This window comes from Chryseobacterium sp. IT-36CA2, from assembly GCF_949767875.1.
Lineage (GTDB): Bacteria > Bacteroidota > Bacteroidia > Flavobacteriales > Weeksellaceae > Chryseobacterium.
Window position 1 is genome coordinate 1151479 of sequence record NZ_CATKPG010000011.1, and the last position, 25384, is coordinate 1176862.

Genomic DNA, 25384 nt, shown 5'->3' on the forward strand with positions numbered 1-25384 from the left:
AAAAATTACTGAGCAAGCCTTATTCCTGTGAACTGCCATTTTAAATTGGTTTGAAAAAAATTACGGTATGTATTTCTGCTGTGTCCCGGAGGAGTAGCTTCCGAAGCTCCTCTTAAAACCATCTGATTGATCATAAACTTTCCGTTGTATTCACCTACTGCTCCTGCTTCTTTCTTAAAATCAGGATAAGGCAGATAAGCGGAGTTCGTCCATTCCCAGCGTCTTCCCCAATCAAAATAATCTGAAGCAATTTCCCATTCTTCCTCGGTAGGCAGACGCATTCCTTTCCAGGAGGCAAAAGCAGACGCTTCATAGAAATTGATGTGGCACAACGGAGCGTGAGGATCTATTTCCTGTAATCCATTGAGTGTGTAATACATCCATTTGTCTTCAATATAATGCCAGTACAGTGGAGATTTTGCAGAATTCTGTTTCACCCAGTCCCATCCTTCAGCATGCCAGTGCCTGAAATCTTCATATCCGCCTGCTTTCATAAATTCTAAATATTCACTATTCGTGACAAGCTGGCTGGCAATTTCAAAATCAGTGAGATATACTTTATGTCGTCCTAGTTCATTATCAAAACAAAATCCTTCTCCCTTAAATCCAATTTCATAGACCCCTTCAGAAAACCTGAGCATTTCAAGATCTCCAGAGCTGTTTTGGATAGGATTTTCTTTTGTATAAGCAGGGAAAAGCGGGTTATGTCCTAAAATATATTTAATGTCAGTAACTAATAATTCCTGGTGCTGCTGCTCATGGTTGAGCCCCAGTTCCAAAAGAGGTTCAAGAGCTTCTGTCAGAAATGAGCTTTGAAGAAAAGCTTCCATATGCTCATCTACATATTTTCGATATTGATACACGTCCGAAACAGAAGGACGGCTGAGGTTTCCACGGTCTGTCCGGATCACCCTTGCTCCGATCGTCTCATAGTAACTGTTGAAAACAAAATTATACTGGGGATCAAAAACCTTATAATCCGGAAAATGCGGAGTAAGAATGAAGGTCTCAAAAAACCAGGTAGTATGACCGAGATGCCATTTCGGAGGACTTACATCTACAATCGGCTGTACTACATAATCTTCAATTTCCAGCGGAGCACAGATTTCCTCAGAACGTCTGCGGATGTTCATATACTTTTTAGTGATATCTTTTGTGGTGATCTCTGGTGTCATGTCTTTTAGTTTTTAATGATTGATGTTCAATGAAAGAAACATGATGTTATTTTTTCACTTTTGCAGATGTGCTGTACAGTCAATTTTTATTTTACCTGCCAGATTGTATCTACAAACCATTTTTTAGAATCTTTGATCTCTCCGGTGATGGTAAACCCTGATTTTTCGCCCAGTTCTCTGATCTTTTCAGGAGAGAATTTCTGTGAAATTTCCATGTCGATAAGTTCATTTTCTTCAAAAGAAATGATGGTATTACCAATGGTTACATTCTGACTGATAAGGCTTACCAGAAAACTTCTGCAGGCTCCGGTAACCGGATCATAAGTCTGGTAATGCTGAAATTGTTTCACATCAAAATTACCATCCAGTTCATTGTTGATACGGGTCAGAAGATTAAGATTAAAAGAAGCTGTAATTCCTTCTTTGTCATTATAAGCCTCCAGAATAATGTGCGGATTTTTCTTTAGATCAAATCCTACCAATACACGATCTTTTGGGGATAGATTGCTATTCAGATGCAGACAGAAGTCTGCAGCCTCTTCAGGAGTCATATTCCCGATATTACTTCCTAAAAACAAAACAATTTTTCTCCGGTCGGATAATGAAGCAGCTTTTTGAAGCATTTCAAAATAATCACCTTCCAGACAGGTAATTTTCATTTCCGGAAGCTGACTGCTAAGTTTTTTATGGAGTATGGAAAGAATATTTCCTGAGATATCAATCGGCATATAAGTAAAGTTAATCCCTTTTCTGATCAGCTGTTCAAGTAAATACGTTGATTTCATCGCGTCTCCTGCGCCTAATTCAATCAGGTCAAAAGATTCGTCTCCGGGAATAAGAAGATCAATCAATTCATCTGTTTTGTTTTTGAAAATATCCAGTTCACAACGGGTCAGATAATAGGAGGGCATGGCCATAATTTTTTGAAAAAGATGATCGCCGATCTTATCGTAAAAATATTTTGAAGATAATTTTTTAGGTGTATTCTTTAGTCCGTTCAAAATATCCGAACGGAAATGGTCAACAGCATTCTTTTCACTCTTAGAGTGTATGTCTAACTGTACATTCATAAGTCTTATTTTGTGTGGTTTTGTAGATTATTGCAATTATCCTGCCTTTTACAACATGAAAATTCTTTGCTTTTATCTAATTAAATATAAACAATTTTACTTTTAATAGGATGATTATCATGATGTTTTTACCAGATGTGGTATTTTTTATCCATTATGAGCCCTGTCTTTTCATTGTAAACGTGCTGTCTGCTTTAGCGTCAGAAAATCAGTATTCCCCCTTCAATATGACCTGTTCACAGTATTTGCCCTTATTTCCAACTCTGTTTCACCATAATTTTACCATCAGAAAACATCACTATTATGAATACTACATTGAATTTCAGTAAAAAAATACAATCCATTTTATCCCTGTTTATTTTTATGGGAATAGGATTATGGTCTCTAAATGCACAGACTTATACTTCTGGCGAAAAAGAATTGGAAAGTGCAGCAGTCAGATCAGCTTTCCAGAATACAAAGAAAATCAGAGCCGGACTATTGGAGGTAGGATATGCAGAAATAGGTCCTGAAAACGGGAAACCTGTCATCCTTCTTCATGGATGGCCCTATGATATTCATAGTTTTGAACAGTCTTCCGCTATGCTTGCTGAAAAAGGCTACCGTGTTTTAGTCCCTTATTTGAGAGGGTATGGAACCACTACTTTCGTGTCACCCCATACAAAACGAAATGGTCAGCAGAGCGCTGTGGCATTGGATATCATTGCTTTTATGGATGCCCTGAAAATAGATAAAGCAATTATTGGCGGTTTCGACTGGGGTGCAAGAACAGCAGATATTATGGCAGCACTGTGGCCTGAACGCTGCTCAGGATTGGTTGCGGTAAGCGGATATTTAATAGGAAGTCCGAAGGCCAATGAAAAACCTCTGTCACCCAATGCTGAGTTTTTATGGTGGTATCAGTATTATTTTTCAACTGAAAGAGGGTATAAAGGGTATAAAGCCAACACTGCAGCATTTAATAAATTAATATGGAAAAATGCCTCACCAAAATGGTCTTTTGATGACCAAACCTATGAACACTCCGCTAATGCATTTGATAATCCTGACCATGTTGATATTGTTATCCACAATTACCGTTGGCGTTTAGGATTGGTTAAAGGAGAAAAACAATACGACATGCTTGAAGCCAAATTGGCAAAATCTCCGGCTATTACAGTTCCTACGGTTACTTTAGAAGGCGATGCCAACGGAGCTGCATTTCCTGCCCCTAAAAATTATGCTTCTAAATACACAGGAAAATATGTACATCATACACTAACAGGTGGAATTGGACATAATTTGCCACAGGAAGCTCCAAAAGCTTTTGCAGATGCGATTGTAGAGGTAGATTCTATGTCACAAACAAAATAATACAACAAAGCCACTACTGTTGAGTAGTGGCTTTTTATTTTTATTGAATGGTAAATTCTCTTATAAACCTTCTTCCAGCTTCAGTTTATTCACCAAAGGATTGGCATACATGGCTAAGAAATACTCTTTGGAAACAGGGTCAGACGGGTCAATACGCATTTCAAGCCTGCGGATAAATAACTGTTTTTCCTGTTCTGTGTATTCAGAGGAGTAGGTATCAGTATTGTGAAGTAAATCGTAAGCAATATACTTGGTAGGCCAAAGCTTATAATTACTGATGATAGAGCGGTCAATCACTTGAGCAATTGCCTGCAGCTGTTTGTTTTTATTATCAATGGAAGCTGCAATCTCATCCAGTTCAGTATCAATAACATCACCGGCATGCAGATGAATACGTTTCTTTTGACCTAATATTCCGCTGAGCATCGTGGTAAAGTCCTCATTTTTTCCTTTTATATACTCCTCGTCTCTATGCTGAGCAAGCAGTTGAGGCATTTTTAAAGAATCAGTAGGATCGTATTCGTAAGAAATGGAGATAGGAACAATCTTTAATGTTTTAAAATAATCTGTCAGAGACTGATCTCCCGCTGCCATGGCAAGCATTTTCAAAACACCCTGCTGGGTTGCATCATTCCCGTTTTTGGTACGGCCTTCACGTTGGGCAATCCATACAGAACGGTTTTCTTCCAGTATCTGCGTTTTAATATATTCAGACATGGTCTGTGAACTTGTAAGCTGATCACGCAGAGACAAGCCTCTTTGTACTAAAAAGTTACGGTTCAGTTTAGCCAGTACATTTAAAAACTTTTTGTGTACAAGATTGTCACCGATGGCAGAAGCCGTCATGATAAGACCGCTTTCCAGCAATACCAGATTAAGAAGAGAAGTATCTAAAACAATATCTCTGTGGTTTGAAATGAAAAGATAGGAGGTATTTTTATCCAATCTGTCGAAACCTGAAGTTGTTAATCCCTCAGAACTTTTCGCAAGAATCTGACGAACGGCATATGCCACAAACTGATGCTGAAAATCACTTATGGAATGAACCTCTTTAAACTGTTCCAACCATACCTGCTCATCCGTATCAGGAAAAGTAAAGCTCATGAATGCTTTCATCATAGGATCACGGGCAACGTCCGCTAATCTTTCATTCACTTCATGATCATAGAAATACCGGATTTCATCAAACTTCGACATGCGATTATTTAAAATTAAAACTTTTTGCAAAAGAACGAAAATTTATTTGGGCATAGGGTATAATGGATGTTAAAGTATTATGAAGGGCGTAGGAGTTCAGCCTCAATAGCTCTCTTTTATCTTAGCCAGTTGTAGAAATTCAATAGAAATGGGCTTTAGCCCATTTAAATAAGAAAACATTCCTTCTTTTGGCTTTAGCCTAAAATTAAGCATATTATATTGAGATTTCCATAGAATGACAAGCAATAGTATAAAAATAAAGCAATTGATTATTGGATCATATAGTATACAGACATGATTAAACTTTTCCTGTTTCACTATAATGTTTCTTAATTTCTTCAATCATTTGTTTTCCATGAGTAGTAATCAAAGTTTTGAAATCAGTATCATCATTTAGTTCATCAAAAAATAGTTTGGATTTTAATGTATCATAGCTATTTTTAGATTTAAATTCAGCTTGTTTAACGTGTATGTATTTATTACTGTATTCCGAGTTTTGAGTAACATTTAAAAGAACCAGATTTCCAAAAGCGTTTAATAATTCTTCATTTAATTTTAATACTCCCGGTTTGGGAGTTTGAGGATTTAAATGCTCTACAGAGTTTTTTGATGAAATTCTATATCTTTTGAATTTTTCATCCTCGCGATCTTTCCAGTTTTTCCAAAGTATATACTCTAACTTCTGAAACCAGTAATGCTGAAATCTTACCCCATTTGATTCGTATAAATACAACTCATAATCTATTTGATAATCTATATCTTGAGAAATCATTGCAAAACTTGCATTTTTATTTTTGTCTTTGGTAAGGGACAATTGATTATCTATTTCTTCAAGTCTTAGCAAGGCTTTAGCCTTTTCATACTGTGTTTTATTTTCCAGAAGATAGTTCAGATAGGGTGTTAACCAATATTGTCTTAGATAATCACCTGTAAAATAAAGCATGCTTTGTAATTGGTGAAGAGTGTCAACTGCATAATTGGTTTTAGAATAATAATCATTAGAATTTTTATTAAGATTTACGAGCTCCAGAGATTCCTGTTTTGTACTCAAATCAGTCACCCATTTTATAATATAGAGATCAAAAACCTGTCTTACATCCCAAAGTAATTCCAGAAAACGTGTAATTTCCTCTTTATCACTATTAATTAATGGATCGAAAATTTCTATAATCCTATTGGCATGAAATGTTCCTTCAAAATCAGCTTTACATTCTTTTGCAAGATGAATCCTGTAAGTATGTATCAGCAGTTGAGGAAAAGAAATTAGTGCCCTGCAGTAAATTTCATCTGATCTCAGGTTATTTGTTTCATCAGCCTCCTCAGCTGAAGTAGACCCAATAGCTGTATTATTGATAATGTCTGATATTGAAAAACCTTGTGGGGAGATCTGTTCTTCTTTATTTTCTGAATACACCTGAAAAATATCCCTGCGAAATTCAACCCAGTTTGTCAGATCCAATTGTTTAGAGATTTCTCCACCGAATGAATCCCGGACATTTTTTTCAAAATAAGAAAACATATTTTCGCAAACCTCCCACAATTTACTGTAAATTAATTTTTCATTGCCTAAATGATTTAATAATTTTGATTTTATGATATCTGTCTGTTCTAATTGTATCCCGGAACTATTGATCGTGGTAAAAATCTTGTTAAGATCTACATGATCCGGTGTGCTGTTCTTTACCAGATGTACATTTTCAAAAATAAAATCTCCAAAAGCAGCCTGATTATTTATGACCCTCAAATAGCTTTCAATGGTTGATACTGCTTTTGCAATATGCTTTACAAATTCCAGCCGATTTACTTCAGGATAAACATTTTCAATGTTTTCAGCCGAATTTTCCAATAAATAACGAAGATAATTTTCTACTTCATTTCTGATTTCGAATGAAAGTTTCATTTGATCCCCCACTTTTAAAAAATCAATTAATCTCGTAGAAACATTTAATCTTTTAAAACAATAGGCAATCAGCCACAGTGTAGTAAATCTTTGCTGTCCATCAACGAGTTCAATTTTGTTTGAGGTATCTTCTTCCTTGGTTATAATTGTTCCTATATAATAATTTTCATGAGCATTAGTTGTAAATGAAAGATGAAAATCATCCAGCAGACTTTTAATTTGCTCATTATCCCAAACGTAAGGTCTTTGATAGGTAGGAATTAAAAACTCATATGATAAGATATCCTTCAAAGTTATAATTGCAGTTCCAAATTTATTCTTACTCATTTTAATTTTTCTTTAATTAGTGATACAAATTGCTTATCAAAATCATAATCCTCCTGATAATCGGAAGCTTGTTTGAAGTCACCAAAATAACTCCTGAGTGTTTCTATATGTTTGGATTTGGAATGAGTACTTTCTGTATAATTCTTATTGAATTTAAAACGATCTTTTTTAAATTTTTTAATCAAATCCTCAGGAGTGTAGATATCTAAAATTGTATCAATAAGGTGAGTATCTCTTACCAGTTTAAATACGCTATCCTCTCTTACATTCCTGTCAAGTGTAATTCTGAGTGAAAATATTGATCTGTACACCCATAAGGAAATTTCATACAGACGCTCATACCCAAATTTGCTTACATAAGCAATGATGCAGGCTTCAAAGAGATCCTTTAAAAATATAGTGCCATTTTCACCATGAACTACATTTTTATAAAAGGTATAAAAGTCTTCCTGAATACTATGATTATTTTGATCTATAAACAGTTCCGTATAAAGTTTTAAATAATCATTTATATAATCCAGTGTATTATTGCCATCATTTAAGGGCTGTCTGATCTGCTTAAATCTGCTTAGGGTAGAAGTATAAATATTTCCATTTCTGTTTTCACTTATTTGATAATGGTATGAAATATCTTTATCCGTCTTTTCTGTGTCAATGCAAAACTCATTGATCACTGTATTCTTCTTTTCAGTGTACATCCTATATCCGGGATACTGTCTCCAATATCTATTGTCCCAATATCTTAACTTACCCAGATAACCAATAATATCTTCAACATGTTTCTGATTTTTCTCCCAACGCTTTGCTTGATAGGCAACTATTTTGCGATTGTCTACAGCCCTCAAATGATGAGCTTTTATGATGTCACTACCTGAAAGACGTACTCCTCCCGTATTTTGAGTTTCAAAAAAGGTATAAGCAAGATCTTCACTTTTAGTAATGACAAGCGTTACATTAATGTTTTGAAATTGCAGGCTTTTCTTAATATCGATAAGATCAAGGTAATCAAAATGATCTCCATCAAACAAAGCCTTCAGAAATTCATAATTTGATTTTATCTGATGTATGCTAAGAGGGTTAGAATAATGTACTGTGGTAATGTCAGTTTTCAAAAACTGCTGTATCAATAACATTGTCGTTATTCTTTGCTGTCCGTCAATAATCTGCAGCCCATCTTTAGTTTGATGAATGATTATACTTCCCAGATAATATAGCGGCTTTTCTTTATCACAATCTTTTTCTGATGCTTTCAGATCAGAAAGTAATTGTATAATCTGTTTTTGTTTCCATACATAAGGGCGCTGATATTCAGGAATTAAAATTTTTTGTGATCCCTCAAATCCCTCAAATCCCTCAATAGTCCCATTAAATAACTGATCTAAAGTAATGGAATACACTTTTAAATGATCCATATCCATTATATGATTTGAGTACTTCCGCTAAAATGTCTTCCCAACATTCCTTCTAAAAGCTGAAAGGCTCTTGATTCAGCGAACTCATTGCCGTCAGAATACAAAATAAACTTCAGTATACCTTTGGCATCATCTACCTTTACTTTAAAATAAATATGATCTATATACTGAGGCCCTTTATGATAAAAAATTTCATCAGTATCATTATACTTCCATGAGCGGATATCATTATTGTTGATCTTATCAATTATCTCACTGATTAATGCATGCGGGTCTTTTGTCGAGACATTTAGTTCATCCATAGTTTGTTTTTAGTTTTTTATATTATATATGAAAAGGACTATCTCTTATTGGAGACAGCCACTTGTTGAGAACAAAATTTAGTAATTAATCTTCTTCAAAAAAATCAATATCTATTTCTTTAATTTCGATTTTATCTTTTATTTGTACTCCGATATTATTCTGAATGGCCAGTTCTGCTAATCTTTTCCCATCAATTAAAACAATTTTATAATTCGGGTTCTCATTTGCTGTTTTTTTAGCATCAGCGGTAAAATCTCCAACAGTTAATATCACCCCCTTATTGGATCCTTTGTTTGCAATAGCTCCTATAAAATTTCGGATTTCAGGAGAACCTACTTTTGTTCCCCATCTTTTGGCCTGAACATATATTTTTTCAAATCCCAGCTGATCCTGATAAAGAATACCGTCAATTCCACCATCTCCTGAACGGCCGACTACTTCGAAATTCCCTTTTCCTTCTCCACCGTAGCCCAACTTATCCAGCAGCTTCACAACAAAAAGTTCGAAATAGTCTGCAGGTTTGTTTCGCAGGATATTTAATAACTCATATTCCAGGCTGGAATTAATCTGGCTTATGGATTTACCAATAATAACCTCAGGAGTTTCACTATCTTCATCCACTGTTGAAACTTCAGTTGTCTCTATTGATGAAGATCCATTACTCTTATAGCTTGCTTCCCATTCTTTAAATGGATCAAATTTTTTTAAAAAATTAATATTGATATAGTGAGCTGTTGCCATTTTTAAAGCTTCTTTTCCCAAAGAAGTAATTTGATAGTGTGCTCTTGAAGGGTAAGAAATTAAGCCTGCCTTCTGTAAATAACTTCTGCTCCATCCTACACGGTTTCTGAATAATGTCTGTTGACCGCTGGGAACTTTAAGGGCAAGGTCTTCCTTTGTTAAATTAAAATGCTGCGTCAGAAGCTGCATCATATTATCTAGAGAATATACTTTATCATCCTGTAATAAAGATAAAAATGGATACATTATACTCTGAAAATCCGGTACTGGCATGGTTTATTATTTTACAGAGCAAGTATACCAAAATTATTTTACTACTGTTTACGGGAAAACGTAAATTTCTCTAAAAGTCATCATCAATAGTGAGTAAAAACAGTTTTACCCCCTTCCAAAGCCCCTCCAGGGACTTCCGAACGGCCTGGAGCCACTTCATGAAGGGTCTCTACCCCCTTACCCAAGGGGGTAGAGGGGGTTGTCTAAGGGGGTATAGGGGGTTATGTAAGGGGGTAGAGACCCTTAGTCAAGGGGGTGGAGAGGGTTAGCAAAGGGGCTGGAGACCGTTGATGAAGTACCTCGAGAGGGTTAATGAAGGGGGGTAAAAGGACTAAAATGCTATTCTAAGAAGTATTCTCATCATCACATCGCTTCATCAGAGGCGCAGCCTCCATTCTTTGCCACTATGATGACGCATCCTGATGTATAAAACCTTTGCGTTTTTTATATCTCACCTGAATCTACAAGAGAAATTATTTGCAGTACTTGTTTTAAACGCAATGGCGCAAAGGTTTTCATTTTAAGACGCAAGAATATTTCGACTTCGTTCAATGTGAGATTTTCAGCAAGGATTAATTCAATGTACTATTTTATCGGAGATAAAATCCTAGCGCCCTCAAGAAGATTCTTATGATAATAACTTGCGCCTTTGCGATTTCCAACCATAAACATGTAAAACCTCCAACCATAAAAAAAGCACGTTTTCACGTGCTCTAAGAAAAAGTATATTTGCTTTCTACATTAATCCTTACTGATTGTCGGTGGAAGAGGGTGGAGGAACCTCTGGTTGCCCCGGAGTGGTTCCTGACGAGAAAAACTGTTTCATTCCTTCATAAATTACATTGGTACCGGGAACGTTTTCTTCAGAAAGAAATCTGATGCTTCGGTAGAAACTGATGGCGTTATGATAATTATCGTGATCCAGCAAAACCTTGGTATCAGCCAGTTGTTCTACTAAGGAATCTAACAGCTGCAACCTTTGTTCTATCTGCTCTCTGGCTTCATAATCTCTGTCGAATTCTGCTTTATCAATAAACCCCGGAACGTGTTGAACATATTGTTCCATATAATTTTTGGCTTTATTTACAAAGAGTTTGTTCTGTTCTGCAATTCTTCCGTACTGCTGTCTCTCATCCGGAGTAAGATTGATGGTTTTTCCTGTGAGGACAGTCTGGATGTCCAGAATTGCTTTGTCAATGGTTTCTAGCTCGCTTGCTGAAAAGCTGATGCTGATTAAATTGTCTAGTGCCATACGCTTGTGTTTTTGGTGTTATTCAGATCAAATATAATGAGTATAATGTATCAAAAATCAACAGAGTGTGAATTTTTTAACAGGCGTTCATCACATTGTTAAAAATGGATAATAGGGTTTCTGGTTTATCATTTTTTGAAGAATAAAAGAGGGCATAATGAAGGAAATGGAGAAAGAGATACCCGCTCATCAATTTTAGGGAGATAAAGGAAGTTTTTATAAATATTTTTCTATATTTAAACTTCATAAAAGTTGATGAATATGGAACACAAAATACATCAGGGACGCAATGTAAAACGATTCAGAGAAATGTTGGGCATTAAGCAGGAAGCATTGGCTCTTGACCTTGGAGAAGACTGGAACCAGAAGAAAGTTTCTCTGCTGGAACAGAAAGAAATTATTGAAGACCCTTTGCTGAAAAGAATTTCTGAAGTATTGAAAATTCCGGTGGAAGCTTTTCAGAATTTTGATGAAGAGCAGGCGGTGAATATTATTTCTAATACGTTTACTGATTTCAAAGATGGAGCTTCTGCGATCAATATTCATCCTGTTTTTAATCCGGTAGAAGCCATTCTGAAAATGCATGAAGAAAAAATGGAACTTTATGAGAGGATGCTGAAGGAGAAGGATGAAATGATGGGGAGATTGGAGAGGTTGATTGAGAAGGGATAATTTATTTAAGATATATAAAAATGTTCAACAATTTTGCTGAACATTTTATTTATAGTATTAGAAAATCAGTCTTATAAAGATATTGGATGATACACATTCAAGAATTATATTACATTCAATGCGTAGTATTTCTAAAGACTATTTATTCCTAAACAACGGATCTTTTAAATTTATCAATTTCATTGGAGCTTTGCATAGCTTTTTTTCTTGAATAATGATTATAGCTGTTTACCATTTTACAATTTTTACTAGCTATTAACAACTCTCGTCCTATTTTTGTTCTATTGACAAAATAGTTGAATTCAAAGATGTTTTTATGAACTTCTTTATATATATTGTGTATGAGTTCATGATCATCATATGATGTAACCCATTTATAATTAAAATTTTTCTGTAGATATTTTGCTAACCGCGTATGGTCATTATCATTGAAATAATTTAAATATAAATCTTTTCCTTGTTCAACATATGGAGGGTCTAAATAAACAAAAACATCTGTAGAACTATGTTTTTCTTTTGAAATATCTTTTAAGAAAGTGAGAATATCTTTATTGAAAAGTTTTATTCTATCCTTATAACAAGATATTAATTCAATTCTTTTTATTAAATCTTTTTTGTTATACCTAGCATCAATTTTCCAGTTGCCTGCCTGCTCGTTTCCTCCTATAACTCCAGCTTTTAATATTCCTGATCTATTACATCTATTTAAAAAGAAAGTTGTAAATGCCAATTCTAAATCAGAAAATTCTGATAAATCAGATGATTTAATGATCTCTTTTCTATATTTCCATTCATTTATGGATACAGGTGTATCATGAATTTTTTTTATTAATTGTTCTGTATTATTTAAAACGCAAAACCAAAATTTGTAAATAAAGATATCACTGTCATTTAAATATATTTCATTTACATCTTCAAGCATTAATAGCTTTAAAGCTGCTCCTGCTCCTCCTGCAAATCCTTCTGCATAAATACCATCTATGACATTATTATGAATAATCATTTTTTTGAGAAAATCATATAATGAAACTTTCCCACCAGGATATCTTAAAGGACTATAATGTTGACTAATCATTTTTTCTTTAAATTATTTACCATAAATTCTAAGATAGGAAATAATTTCTCCCATGCTTCTTGAAGTTCTGAGCTATCACTCGGGTAATATTCATTATGAACAAGATTATTAAACTCATTGTGTCCAATAATCTTCTCAATTTTCTTGCTACTATTCAAATGACTTTGTAACGACGATTTCATTTTTGGTTCCTCAAGTAAATCTGAACTAACGATATGAGAAAGCATAAATTTTAGGCTTGGAACAAAATCTCTGGGTACCCCTCCAGATAATTTTAATTCTTTTTTAAGGTCATTTTTGAACTTTTCATCGGATAAGTAGCCTGTTTTTAATTTATAAAAATTTATTATTTTTACTAAGAGCTTTTCATTTTCTTCTTGAATTTCTTGCCCTTTTAGTTTTTTTATTTCATCAATTTCATGATGATTTTTTAAATACTGATAAGTTAACATATCAATATAACTTCTCATTAATACAGCTACAGCATTTGTGTGATTTTTTAAGTTAAGTGATTTCAACTCGCCAAAAATTCTATCAATTCTTTTATGTCCAGAAACCAAATGGATATTTTCACCAAAAAGTTTTGAAGAGTTAGTCCTTTTAGTTTTTAGTTTCTCTCCATCATTTTTAGATACATCTTCAATATCATCTTCGATAATTTCTCCGATATCTGAATAATCATTATTTTCATCTAAAGATATTGTAAAATCAAAATCTTGGGAATTTGAAAGCGAATCAAAATATTCTCTTTTATCATCTTCTGTATTTAATGAACGAGAATTGATTTCACCATCAATAACTTTTTTAACTAAGAAAGAAAGTCTTTTTTCAAACTCTTCTTTGGGTAATAATTTTTTTATTGAAGAGTTGTCATTAAAATCAAGACCTAAAAAGTCTTTGCCGTATTTTGATTCATAGACTCGTTCAACATTTGTCATACTAAACTTAGTTTCTTCAAGAATATCTTTTAAATATTTATCATCTAATTGCAACTTCCTGATTTCATTAAATACATTATATCTTTTTAATGATTTTCTTATTTCACCTTTTGTTGTAGAGAACTTTGTAGACAATTCATCAATTGTTTCTCCATCTATAAATCTATTGTGAATAAATCTATCCTGCTTTGTCTTATCCCATCTTTCCACTACTGATCCTCCCGTATGCCTATTTACAATCATCTGATCAGCTGACGGTCTATCAGGAGAAATATAGACTTCCAATTTTTTAATAATTTCAATATCAAAATTTTTTAAAAGTCTTTTTATTTGAGTTCTTTTACTATCATTTTTTATTAAATCTGGATTAAGTAATATTTTACAAGCAGTAACTCTTCTATTACCTTCTAAGACTATGAATTTACTATTTTCTTTTGTAACAATGGGCTGCTCATTTAAAAAATAATTTTGTTGGATAATTGATTTTGCTAACTCAATTACCTTCTCATTTTCTATTAAATAATCAATAATATCAGATTGTGAATTTTTTTTTCCTGATTGTGTTAATCTGGGATTTTCAGAATCTAACTTTAATGTAGTAATGGATATTTTTCTTTTAGGCCATTCGAAATAGTTAATCATAATTAATCAGTTTTTGTTTTTCCATTAGCTTATCAAAAACTCTAATTTAAATATTTCCCCTACCTTTCAATAATACTAAATGAATAATTCTGCAAAAGTAAATAAAAATAATTTGTTTAAAACATATTGCTAAGCATGTTATGTACTAATAATCTTTTTACAATTATATAAAAAAAAATAATTATTTCTTTACGGAAAACCGTAAACAAAAAGTTTCAATTTTAATTGAAACTTTTTGTTTACGATAACACTATAACATTTATTTGTGTTAAGATAATAGGTTCATCCTCTTACACATCCACCTCCTCAATCTCCACACCGGCAAATACACAAACACCACAGACAAAATCCCCGCTAACACACCCACCACCACAGCCATCGCCGTAGCATCCAGCTTATAATCCTTTGAGAAATTGTACTGTCCTATAAAGAGTAGGGAGAGTACCAATGAACCTGTAATTAAGCCATGTAAGATGCTTAGCTTGGTCATAAGTTTTTTAATATTCAACTGTTCGTCTACGGTAAACTCTATGGCTTCTTGGCTGGCGGCATCCGTTACTCTTTTGATGATATCAATGGTAAGGACTACAGGAAGGAAAATGGCCATCGGCAGGGTAAGACGTGCCAGATTTTGGGTTCCTGAGAAAAAATGGGTGTAACCTAGCTCCTTGAAGCTGGCATACGCAATGATGAAATTAAAAAATACATTCGGAAGGACATAATAAATCGTACGCTTGATGAGAAAGCGTTTCAGGGTGGTTTTCTTGATAAGTTTTGGCTTCGGAGGCTTTATTTTAAATTTCATAGAGAGGTGGTCAATAGCTCGATGGCTTTATCTTTTATCAGATGGGCTTCCTCTTTGGGAAGAAAGTTTTCATTGGACATGAAGGTGAAGTCCATTTGTTGGTTGTACGTACTGGTTACCAAAGTGTTCGAGTTCAGCCATGGAAAAGCCACAGTTGGACTGATCACCGTTTCCAGTTTGAAGTTTTTATAATCATTCGGGATATTCACCTTTCCCATATTGGATAGGGTTATATCATGGCCGCCTTCGCTGGATTTCAGCATACTGATCATGCGTTCTACAATGGGGTGCATATGTTCTCCCATCCACAGGAGTTCACGGGCTTCCATCTTGTTGATTTTCTCAATAAGATCCTTTTTGATCTCTTTGGCATTGCTCATCACATCCTTACTGCCTTTTTTCACAGACAGTTCTACCGTTGGGGCAAAAGCAAATAAATGATCTTCTTTAATTTCCGGAATAAAATGACGCACATCTACAGGGCTGATCACCTTACCTTTAGCACGGTCTCCCTGAATATCACGGAACGCCTGCATCACAGAAGAACACAGCAAAGCATGTACGGAAATTCCATTGGCTTTACATTTTTCAGTGATCAGTTTGGTGTCTTCTGGTGTCAACTTCCAGTGAATGGCGTAGTTTTTTCCAAGGTTTCTTTTTTTGCTTTTTCGCTGGATTGAAAAGAATATTCTGGCGAAAAGCAGATAAAGGCTGGCCTTATATTTTTTAATCCCCGTATTAAAATCCGAAGGCAAAAAATCATTCACAGATTCAAAAGCAACATAAGGAATGAGTGGAGCATGGGGATTGTCCAGCAAACTCAAAAGTTCACGTAGTAAAGTCACTCCGGTTGTTCCGTCTGAAATGCAATGAGGCATAACCCAAAGGATTTCGGAAGTATCCTGTCCCTTAATCCATACTACTTCAGCCAGTGGTTTTTTAGGATGTTCGAAAAGCTGAAACCATCCGTTTTCAGATTCTTTGAACCAATCTTCGTCTGTTTTCCTTTCTACAATACGAAGGGGAATAGGTTCAATATCTTTTTGCCCGATAAAGAAAGGATATCGTCCGCTGTTGTGATCAATGATCGCTCTCAGCATCGGATGTTTCTGCTGGATTTTGATTAAAGCTGTTTTAAAATTCTCTTCCGGAATCTCTCCTTTGATTTTTGCGGTATACACACAGTTTAAAGGCGTTTCAGGATCTACATACATGATCCTTTCTACCATCATTAAGGGTCTTCTGATCATGATACTGTCATTTGTTTCAGTTGTGAATGTATAATCTGTATCATCTCGTCACGAACTGCCAGGGCATCTGTGTAAGGCAAATATCCTTCGCTTCCCATGAATGAAAAATCCATTTCATCACGGTAGGTTGAGGTCACCATCGTTGTTGTATTCCCCAAAGGACCAATCACGGATGGACTGAAAATAGTATCCACAGAGAATTCTTTATACTGATGAGGAATCTGAATACGTCCCAGATTGGAAAACATACAGTCGTTGGATGATTTTCCGTTCTTTAAAAGTTTAGTGAAATTCTTCAATGCATCATGGCCGGATTCCATCACCATCATCGTGATGTAAGGGTTCAGTTTGGATGTTTTTTGTTCCACAGCCTTCTGCATCGCACGAAGGTTGTCTGAAAAACTCTGTTTTTCATCAGAAGAAACCACAATCATCAGCCCGAAAGCGAAAATATGATCTTCCTTAATCTGATTGGCAAAACGTCTGATGTCTACCGGACAGGAAACTTTGTTGAAGGATTTTTCACCTCTTACTTTTTTAAAGGCCTGCAATACTGCTGCACTCAAGAAGGTATTTACAGTTACTCCCTGAGATTTGCAGTAAGCAATTAATTCTTTGCTCACGGTTTCATCCAGTTTCCAGTGGATGAAGTAGTCATTCTGTCTTTCAACGACTTTTTTACCTATCGGGATCAATTTGATTGCTGTAGCAGCAAGCCTTCCGATAAACTTAGCTTTCAGTTTCTGTCTGCGGCTGTTCAGGATTTTTGCCGGAACTACATCCTGAATTCCTAAGATAGGGTTTTCAATTCCGATATCAGCAGCTGGGTTGTCCAGTACTACTAAAAACTCTTTTAAAAAAGCAATTGCAGAACCACCATCGCAAAGACAATGATGGAACGCAAACAGCATGTCAGAAACGTTTTCCCCCTTGATCCAGACAAACCGGATCAGAGGTAATTTTTCATAATTAAAGGTGGTGTTCCATTCTCTCCTGGATTCTTCCTGCCATTGATCTTCACCCTGTCGGGCAATGATTCTTACAGGAATAGAAACAGGATTATCAGGAACATTGAACCACGGGATATTTTTTTCATCATGACTGATCAATGCTCTCAGCCATGGATGTTTCTTTTGAATCTGAGCCAGAGCCTGCTGGATATCTTTTAATGCAAAGGTACCTCTCAGTCTGAACGAAATGACCACGTTAAAGGGCTCCGTTCCGTCTCCCAGTAACATGCGTTCACCAAATAGCAATCTTCTTTTCATATTATCTATTGGTTTATACAGAAGCTAATGTTGAATGTTCCTGTACGAAATTCTCTAACAATTCTACTGCTTTGTCGTTTCCTCCGGCAAGGGTGAATGTATTTCGAACTTCCTGAGCGGCGGCTCTGTATTTCGGATTTTCCAATAATTCAAAAACCGTTTCACGAAGAGCATCTACACGCAGTCTCTTGTATCGGATGCTGATTCCGCAGCCTGCCTGCTCAATCAGTTTCGCAATATGAAAATGATCATAAGCGATAGGCGTGATCAACATCGGTAAACCATTACGGAAAGTATCATTAACGGTATTGAAACCTCCATGACAAATCACCATATCCATTTGCTGCATCACTGCAGATTGAGGGACAAAGCTGTTCACAATAAAATTATCCGGCCATTCTTCAAAGATTTCCGGTGGAGTAGCAGCAATTACTGTAACGGGCTGGTCTTTAAATGCAGCGACGATTTTTTCAAAGAATGCTTTTCTGATGTCTACCAGCAATGTTCCCAATGACACGAATATCTTCGGAGTTGTTGAGGCATTCAATTTATCCCAGTCAAATGGGGCATCGTTTGGGCGTCCTTTTACCGGACCTACGAATTTCATATGAGACGGAACGGTTTCAAAACCAGCGAAAGCTTGTGAAGTAAACACCATATTCAGTTTGTGAGAATGGATGTAAATTCCTTCCTCATGAATACCTACTTCTCTCTGCAGATCTTTAATAAGATTTTGCTGCCATTCCCAGATTTTAGGAGCACTTTTTTCCGTATCTCCCATCACATCCGGCGGAACAGGCGTTGTCGTTACACAAGGAATATTATTTTTATGAGCGAAAAGAGCGCCTCCGAAAGTGATACAGTCATTGACGATTACATCCGGCATCCAGCTTTCAGTCAGTCTGGTTAATCCCGGCATCATCATTTTCGCGAAGGGAACATACGTTTCTTCCAGTGCCAGTTTCATCACTTCAGGTCCGGAACAAGCCGGGCCGTCATCCTGTCTTTTTAAAATACGGGCAATTTCCTCCTGATAGGGAATAAGATCTTCTTCAGGATAGAAATAAGAACCTCCTTCAGGAATATGTTTGTTGTCTAAAGGGGTAATCCCAAACCATTTTACTTCGTGGCCACGGGCAATCAGACTTGCTCCCACACTTAAAGTAGGGCTTACATGTCCGAAAAACGGAGGAACAACGAATAAGAATTTAGACGGTTTTTCAGGTTTTGAAGCTTTTGACAGAGCTCGTTCCAATAGGTTGGCTGCCGTAGCTGAACCTCCTGCTTCCACAAAAGACTGTCCAACTTTCTGAGCTGCTTCACGATAGCTCGGATTATTTAAAATCTGCTGTACAGCTTCTCTCAGGTGATTGGCTTTAAATCTGTTAAAATTAAGACGTTCACCCGCTTCTGTACGCACAACACGTCCTGCAACATGAGACTGGTCATACGCAATTGGAATCACGACCAAAGGAATACCGTGTGATAAGGTTTCAGATACGGTATTGTGACCGCCATGGCAAACCACACCATCCAGATGAGGCAACAGATCCAGTTGCGGAACCTGCTGATACACCATAAAGTTGTCCGGCCACTGCTCGAAAAGCTGTGGATCGGAAACGACTACTACAGTTAAATCTTCATCTTTAAAGGCATCAATAACCTTTTGGAAAAATACTTTTTTATGATCATGATCGAAGGTAGTTCCGATACTTACTAAAATCTTTTTATTGTCTTTGCTTTTTAATTTTTCCCAGTCGAATTCACATGAAACACGTCTTTCCGTAAGAACCGGGCCTGTGAATTGGTATTGAGAAGGGAGATCATCCATTTCCCCAAAGAAATAATTGGAAGTCAGAACAAGTGTTAACAGATCTGAAGTCGCAAGAGAACGTTCTTCCTGGAAACCGAGCTCTTTCTGCAAGTCGATGATTTGATTGACTTCCCATTCATGTACTTTCGGAAGCTCATTCATGATTTTGATGGCTGCCGGAGCGGTAACGGAAGTTGCACAAGGAATTCCAAGTGTTTTTGCTGCAACCGGGGCTGCAAATAACTGATGATCCCCGATAATCAAATCGGGTTGCTCTATTTTTAATAAAGAAACAATTCCGTTATAGCAATGTCTGTTCAGCGGGATAAGAACCTCTTCGTACAGGAACTTAACGCTGTCGATTCCGTACACTACTTTTTTGGAAATAATATCGAGATACTGTTCACTTTCTTTCTTTTCTTCGTCGGTCTGATCGTATTGGATCAGTAATAATTTTCCTCCCTCGGGAAGTTTAGCTTCTAAAGTCGGGTCAAGGCTGATCCAGGCTACTTCATGTCCTCTTTCCAGCAGAGTAGCACCGATGCTTAGGGTAGGGTTGACATGTCCTGTCAATGGTGGAACTATAAATGCAAATTTAGCCATGGTTTTGTGTTAAAATTTTAGATAAAAATTGAGAGATCGTTTCAGCAATGAGCTGAGGTTCCTGGATAGGAATATTGTGATCACCCGGAATTAATTCAAGTTCAGATCCGCTGATTTGAGATTGCAGCCACTCACCGGTAGGTCTGCAGTTGGAGTCAGCGCCATAAAGCAATAGGGTAGAAGCCGTCAGTTTGTTGAAGTCAGTTTCACCCAGGAAATGTTTTTCCCTGATCATATCTGCTTTAATGCTGGTCTGGTTAAACAGAAATTCATACATACGATGGTTCTTTTCCATTTGTCTTTTGCCCATCTGCACTTTGGTAGTATCTGTAAAGTTGGCTACGTAATGCTCAAGAAATTCTTTGCTGTATTCATCAATGATGTTACGGGCTTTTTCGTCCTGAGGATCCGGAGCTTCCATCACCACGAGCTGATTCACTCGGTCCGGGTATTCTAAAGCTGTTTTCAGCGCAATAAGACCTCCGAAGCTATAGCCTACAAGGTGCACTTTTTCCAGTTGAAGGTGATCTATTAAACCTATTAAATCGGATGACATGTTGTCAAGATCGTACCCATCCAAAAAACGTTCACTCATTCCGTGACTTTTCAGATCGTACATCACCACATGGAAATGCTTGGCCAGCACCGGGGCAATATTAAAATAATAAATGGACAGGTTACTGAACATACCGTGGACGAGTACCACGGTTTGTTCGGCTCCTTTGTTGAGTTCCTGTATATGAACTTGTCTGTTATTGACAGTGATTATTGGCATTCGTAGATATAATTGATGATCATACTAAGGTCAAGATTAATCAGCTGGTCAAGATCCATAGATGATAACCAACCTGTAAAGTCGATCTGATCGCCAAAATGCGCTTTGATCTTTTCAGAGAAAGAGACAATCTCGATGCTGTCCATTTCAAGATCTTTGGTGAATGAACTTTCAGGAGTAATATCCATCTCTTCTACAAATTCAGCACCTATCACTTCAGTTATAAAACCTTTTAATAAAGTAAAAAGTTCTTCGTGGTTCATTTTTAATGTTGCGTTTACAGTGTCCATCCGATAATATAATTTTTATGTTTAATAGTTTTGATTTCAATGTTGTTGATCCACAGGTGATCGTCTTTTATCATTTCGACTTCGAAGGCTTTAGGATTTCCTTTCAGTCCTGTTCCGAGGAACTTTCCGTAAGCTTCTTTGGCTACCCAGAAACGGGTGGTCCATTCTGCCTGATCTCTGTCTTTTAATAAGGTTAATTCTTTGTCAGTAAATACCATGTCGTAGAATCCTGAACTGCGTTCTTCCATCAGTTCCATATCAATTCCTACAGATTTTCCATATCTCGCGATTCCAACGGCTTCTTTTCCTTTGTGGGCCAATGAAATATGAATGTCTTCTGTAAAATCACTGATGAGGTAAGGTTTCCCCACTTCATCGGAACGGATTTCAAAGGTGATCGGGAAGCAGGCATGATTTTTTTCCTGACGAAGAAGGTTTCTTACGGCATCTTTCACCGCCACACGGCTTACCATCCAGTTTTTCTTCTTGTTTGGTAATAACTGCTGGTGATGTTGTTTTTCCGTTTGGTTGAAATATCTTTTCAGGATAAAATCCCATGAAGCGACTCTGGTGTATGCCTGATGGAAAAAGAAAACTTCAGGAGCAATCTCTTCCGAAAGACGGTTGTGAAGCGGTGACATGGAAACATTCCATAAAGCGGCATCAATTTCCAGTCTTCTGTTTTGCCAGCCCGTAATGGCACACCATACTTTTCCGTCTCTTTTCAGGATGATATCTGCGATGGCAAATTCATCATTAAGCTCGGTCAGCATACAGGTACATTCAAAAATACCTTCCTGGTCATGCATGTCTCCGAAGAATTCAATATCTCTGATTTTTACAGGGAATGCAATACGGTCTTTCACCAAAGTAAGCTGCAGCCAAAGTCCGAATAGCTGCCCTGCATTATCAAGTAAAGAACCTTTACCTCCATTTCCTTTTATTTTTCCGATGATTCCTTTGTCTCCAACAGCTGAAACTTCAGTAATTCCCTGATATTTGTCTCCATGGAACATGTGCATGTCATAGATTTCTTCAGGGGTTCTTTCAATAGGAAGAAGATCACCGATAGAAAGATTGAAATCCGGTGTCGGAACAGAACCCGATTTTAAAACGACTTCTGCATTGGCAAAGTTTTCAATATCGAGATAAGCATGATTGGTTGAACGCCATTCTCCTTTTACGGTTTTTTCGAAAGGTTTGGCAACGTTCATCCATTGGAATACACTTACATTCATGATTTTATGAACCTGTGTTCCCGGAATTTCTGCTTCTGCAATTTCTGCAAGTTGCTCAAAGATCATCGTCATCGGAATAACCGGTTCCATATCTGCTACATGAGCCCATCCTTTTGGCTGTCTCAATAAGCTGTGGTCGATCAGGTAAGGATGACTTTCCAGCGTTACGTACAAATCTTTTGAGAAGATTGTACTTCTTGGTGCTTTTGGAGCTGCATGGGTTACAGTTGCAGGTCTTTGGATTGTGATTTCCGGACGGTTTTGGAATAAAGTCAATACTTCTTCCTGCATACGGATCATATCGGCAACGTTATCCTGGAATGCCTGTACCAACGGATGGCCGCTTTTTGTGGTAATAGCCGAAGCTGTTGCTGTATATTGTTTTGGCGTGTCAAAAGACTGAGCCAACGCTTTCACTTCTTTGAAATTACGGATAATAGGAGAACCTAATTCCAGTTTAATGCCTTTTCCTGACGGTCTTTTTGAATGATTCTGAATCTCCAAAAAGTCAAGGGCAATTGTTTTACCTTCTACAAATAATGAAGCAACTACTCTTTGTAACTGAGCCAATGCGGAACGAGTTGGAACGCTGGAAGCAATGGTACTGAATGCTTTTCCTTTTAAAGTATCATCAATAAATCCGATCAATCCTCCGGTACCCACCTGAATGAATACTCTTGCACCTTCTTCGTATAATTTATCGGTCAGTTCACGGAAACGAACGGGTTCTACCAAATGCTCGGCACTCAGTTTTCTGATCGCTGCCTGATCTGAAGGATAAGGTTCTAGTGTAGTAGCAGACCACAATGGTATTTTCGTCTGCTGGAACTGTGCTTTTTCCATTCCCGCAAGGATCACATCCAGTTTATTAGCGATAAAAGGAGAGTGGAATCCTGACTGGAACGGTAGCACCTGATGGAAAATCTGTTTTGCTTTTAACAAAGGAACCAATTCATCCAAAGCTGCGTTGCTTCCGCAAAGAATCACCTGATTAGGGCAGTTGTCATTGGAAACATAGAGATTTGAAATTTCTGCAATAAAAGGTTTTATCACATCAATTCCGGCTCCTATGGCGATGAATTTGGAATCTTTTAATTCAAAAGTTTCAGGATTCAGTACATCAATTAAGGCTTTTACAGAGTTGGCTTCTGCTAATTCTGAAGAGTAACCGGCCAGCCATTCTCCTAAACTGTGTCCGGCATTCATATCCGGTATAATTCCTAGTTTTTTCAATGAATTATCAAGGATACTGCAGTTATTGAAGATATTTAAAGCATCGGTTAAAAGTCCTTCACCTTCCGTTTCAATAGGAGCTGTCAGTCCAAAATAACGGCTTACCGTTTCTACTTCACCTTTTGCCAGTCCATCCAATCCAGGGAATACAAAGGCTACTTTACTGCCATCTTTTAATAATGGAGAAGAAGTGTACCAGATATCCTGTTTGTTTTTCCAGGTGATGTTTTTGGAAACAATTTTAATAGCTTTTTCCAGTCTTGCAGGTGTCGGATCGAATAGTGCAACTCTGAAATCTCCTTCACCAATGGTTGTTTCATTATTTTGTAATGCTGAAAGCAATGCTTCATGGGTAGGTCTTGCCAATATCAGCACCTGATCTTTTTTCGGCATATCATAGCCTTCCAAAACAACGTGTGCATTGATTCCTCCGAATCCGAAAGCATTTACTGCAGCTACTTTTGGCAGTCCTGTTTTTGACCAGTTTTTGGCTTCCTGTACAGGTTCAAACCTTGTATTCTGCATCTCCGAAGTCGGATTTTCGCAGTATAAGGTTGGTGGTAAAGTATCATGATGTAATGCTAAACAGGTTTTAATTAATCCTGCAATTCCTGCAGCTGGCATAGCATGCCCGATATTGGACTTTACAGATCCGATACCCGCAACTGGAGCCGCTTCTTCTTTTCCGAAGAATTGGGCTAAGGTCTGAAGTTCTGTTTTATCTCCAAGGGGTGTTCCTGTGCCATGAGCTTCAAGATATCCCACTTTATTTTTATCTAAATCAGCATTGATCCATGCCTGTTCTAAAGCTTTCAACTGACCTTTCACAGACGGACTCATTACACTAGTTCCGGTACCATCACTGCTTACGCCCACGCCTTTGATCACAGCATAGATTTTATCCTGATCCCGAACGGCATCTTCCAGTCTTTTTAAGACTACGAAACCACAGCCTTCCCCGATTAACAGACCGTCAGCATCCATACTGAACGGCTTGATCTGTTGTTGGCGGGACATAGCTCCCAGCTGGGCAAAAATACTCCAGAAAGCAGCATTCTGTCCTGTGTGTACCCCTCCTGCGATCATGATATCAGAACGACCTCTCTGAAGTTCCTGTACAGCATGATCTACGGCAATTAAAGCGGATGCACAAGCGGCATCTACCGTAAATGCAGCACCTCCTAAATTAAAGCGGTTGGCTACAAGAGAAGCAACAAGATTGGGTATTAATCCCATTGCGGTATCTGCTGCAAAACGTCCCTTACGCTGTTGAAAAGCATGTTTTACTTTTTCAATATCTGCAGAAGAAACCTGAGGCAGTAATTCCTGTAGTAAGGAAGATATCTGTTCTCCGGTTCTCACAATTTCGATGGCACGGGTAGCACCCGGACCTGTGTAGTTTCCTTTACCGATGATAATTCCCGTTTTTTCAAGGGAAATATTTTTCTGAAATACCCCTGCATCTTCAAGCGCTTTTTGTACCAGATCAAGGGTAAGAAGATGGTCAGGTTCTGTTCCTTCAACAGCTAATGGTAAAATACCGAATGTTGTAGGATCGAATGTATAATCAGGAATAAATCCTCCACGCTGACAGTAAAAGCGGTCAACGGGACTAGTGGCATCACTGAAATGAACCGGATCTATCCGATCCGCCGGAGCGAGCTCAGTAGAATCAACTTTATTGACAATATTCTGCCAAAAAGTGTTGGCATCCTGTGCCCCGGGAAAGACACAGGATAGACCAATTACAGCAACATCTGTTTTTTTCATACTTAGTTT

19 protein-coding genes are annotated in these 25384 nt (G+C 37.0%); 2 read left to right on the top strand and 17 right to left on the bottom strand.

All coding sequences use genetic code 11. The annotated features are described in order from the left end of the window. Positions 1 to 5: 5 nt before the first annotated feature. Together egtB and ACM6F9_RS06090 are read right to left on the bottom strand one after the other, a co-directional pair. Complete coding sequence (gene egtB / locus ACM6F9_RS06085; protein ID WP_414844858.1) at positions 6 to 1175, bottom strand: ergothioneine biosynthesis protein EgtB; 1170 nt, start codon at positions 1173 to 1175, stop codon at positions 6 to 8. An 86-nt stretch (positions 1176 to 1261) separates the two neighbouring features. Further along, a complete protein-coding gene (locus tag ACM6F9_RS06090; RefSeq protein ID WP_414844859.1) occupies positions 1262 to 2245 on the bottom strand; it encodes an L-histidine N(alpha)-methyltransferase in 984 nt (327 codons plus the stop codon). A gap of 303 nt (positions 2246 to 2548) precedes the next feature. On the opposite strand from ACM6F9_RS06090, the gene ACM6F9_RS06095 reads away from it, so the two are divergent. Next, positions 2549 to 3598: an alpha/beta fold hydrolase gene (locus tag ACM6F9_RS06095; RefSeq protein WP_414844860.1), complete on the top strand. Its 1050-nt coding sequence runs from the start codon at positions 2549 to 2551 to the stop codon at positions 3596 to 3598. Positions 3599 to 3658: 60 nt separating this feature from the next. Here the strand turns inward: ACM6F9_RS06095 and ACM6F9_RS06100 are convergent, their stop codons facing one another. The 6 genes from ACM6F9_RS06100 to ACM6F9_RS06125 form a co-directional block, all read right to left on the bottom strand. Next, entirely contained in the window at positions 3659 to 4795 is a 1137-nt protein-coding gene (locus ACM6F9_RS06100; protein WP_414844861.1) for a 1-acyl-sn-glycerol-3-phosphate acyltransferase, read from the bottom strand. A gap of 298 nt (positions 4796 to 5093) precedes the next feature. Further along, positions 5094 to 7022, bottom strand: coding sequence for a DUF262 domain-containing protein (locus tag ACM6F9_RS06105; protein WP_414844862.1), 1929 nt, complete (start codon positions 7020 to 7022; stop codon positions 5094 to 5096). Continuing rightward, positions 7019 to 8434, bottom strand: a complete 1416-nt coding sequence (locus ACM6F9_RS06110; RefSeq protein WP_414844863.1) for a DUF262 domain-containing protein — start codon at positions 8432 to 8434, stop codon at positions 7019 to 7021. The genes ACM6F9_RS06105 and ACM6F9_RS06110 overlap by 4 nt, the downstream gene beginning before the upstream one ends. A gap of 5 nt (positions 8435 to 8439) precedes the next feature. Further along, positions 8440 to 8736 (bottom strand): hypothetical protein, encoded by a 297-nt coding sequence (locus ACM6F9_RS06115; RefSeq protein WP_414844864.1) that lies wholly within the window; start codon positions 8734 to 8736, stop codon positions 8440 to 8442. Between the two features lie 85 nt (positions 8737 to 8821). Then, a complete protein-coding gene (locus ACM6F9_RS06120; protein WP_414844865.1) occupies positions 8822 to 9751 on the bottom strand; it encodes a restriction endonuclease in 930 nt (309 codons plus the stop codon). A 748-nt stretch (positions 9752 to 10499) separates the two neighbouring features. After that, positions 10500 to 11003: a hypothetical protein gene (locus ACM6F9_RS06125; RefSeq protein WP_414844866.1), complete on the bottom strand. Its 504-nt coding sequence runs from the start codon at positions 11001 to 11003 to the stop codon at positions 10500 to 10502. A 261-nt stretch (positions 11004 to 11264) separates the two neighbouring features. Between ACM6F9_RS06125 and ACM6F9_RS06130 the strand changes: the two genes are divergently transcribed. Continuing rightward, complete coding sequence (locus ACM6F9_RS06130; protein ID WP_414844867.1) at positions 11265 to 11675, top strand: helix-turn-helix domain-containing protein; 411 nt, start codon at positions 11265 to 11267, stop codon at positions 11673 to 11675. A gap of 148 nt (positions 11676 to 11823) precedes the next feature. On the opposite strand, the gene ACM6F9_RS06135 is transcribed toward ACM6F9_RS06130, so the two are convergent. The 9 genes from ACM6F9_RS06135 to ACM6F9_RS06175 all read right to left on the bottom strand — a co-directional run bounded on the left by ACM6F9_RS06135 (position 11824) and on the right by ACM6F9_RS06175 (position 25375). Further along, a complete protein-coding gene (locus ACM6F9_RS06135; protein ID WP_414844868.1) occupies positions 11824 to 12750 on the bottom strand; it encodes a DNA adenine methylase in 927 nt (308 codons plus the stop codon). Continuing rightward, positions 12747 to 14330, bottom strand: coding sequence for a ParB/Srx family N-terminal domain-containing protein (locus ACM6F9_RS06140; RefSeq protein WP_414844869.1), 1584 nt, complete (start codon positions 14328 to 14330; stop codon positions 12747 to 12749). Before ACM6F9_RS06140 ends, ACM6F9_RS06135 begins: the two co-directional genes overlap by 4 nt. Positions 14331 to 14598: 268 nt before the next feature. Continuing rightward, positions 14599 to 15135, bottom strand: a complete 537-nt coding sequence (locus ACM6F9_RS06145; RefSeq protein WP_414844870.1) for a hypothetical protein — start codon at positions 15133 to 15135, stop codon at positions 14599 to 14601. Then, on the bottom strand, positions 15132 to 16385 hold the full coding sequence (locus ACM6F9_RS06150; RefSeq protein ID WP_414844871.1) for a phthiocerol/phthiodiolone dimycocerosyl transferase family protein: 1254 nt from the start codon (positions 16383 to 16385) through the stop codon (positions 15132 to 15134). Before ACM6F9_RS06150 ends, ACM6F9_RS06145 begins: the two co-directional genes overlap by 4 nt. Then, positions 16382 to 17653 carry a condensation domain-containing protein gene (locus tag ACM6F9_RS06155; RefSeq protein ID WP_414844872.1) on the bottom strand — a complete coding sequence of 424 codons (1272 nt, stop codon included), beginning with the start codon at positions 17651 to 17653 and terminating at the stop codon, positions 16382 to 16384. Before ACM6F9_RS06155 ends, ACM6F9_RS06150 begins: the two co-directional genes overlap by 4 nt. Positions 17654 to 17666: 13 nt before the next feature. Beyond that, positions 17667 to 20069, bottom strand: coding sequence for a glycosyltransferase (locus tag ACM6F9_RS06160; RefSeq protein ID WP_414844873.1), 2403 nt, complete (start codon positions 20067 to 20069; stop codon positions 17667 to 17669). Beyond that, positions 20062 to 20844 (bottom strand): alpha/beta fold hydrolase, encoded by a 783-nt coding sequence (locus tag ACM6F9_RS06165; RefSeq protein ID WP_414844874.1) that lies wholly within the window; start codon positions 20842 to 20844, stop codon positions 20062 to 20064. The genes ACM6F9_RS06160 and ACM6F9_RS06165 overlap by 8 nt, the downstream gene beginning before the upstream one ends. Next, on the bottom strand, positions 20835 to 21134 hold the full coding sequence (locus tag ACM6F9_RS06170; RefSeq protein WP_002977699.1) for an acyl carrier protein: 300 nt from the start codon (positions 21132 to 21134) through the stop codon (positions 20835 to 20837). Before ACM6F9_RS06170 ends, ACM6F9_RS06165 begins: the two co-directional genes overlap by 10 nt. Beyond that, a complete protein-coding gene (locus tag ACM6F9_RS06175) occupies positions 21122 to 25375 on the bottom strand; it encodes a beta-ketoacyl synthase N-terminal-like domain-containing protein (RefSeq protein ID WP_414844875.1) in 4254 nt (1417 codons plus the stop codon). Before ACM6F9_RS06175 ends, ACM6F9_RS06170 begins: the two co-directional genes overlap by 13 nt. Positions 25376 to 25384 lie beyond the last annotated feature (9 nt).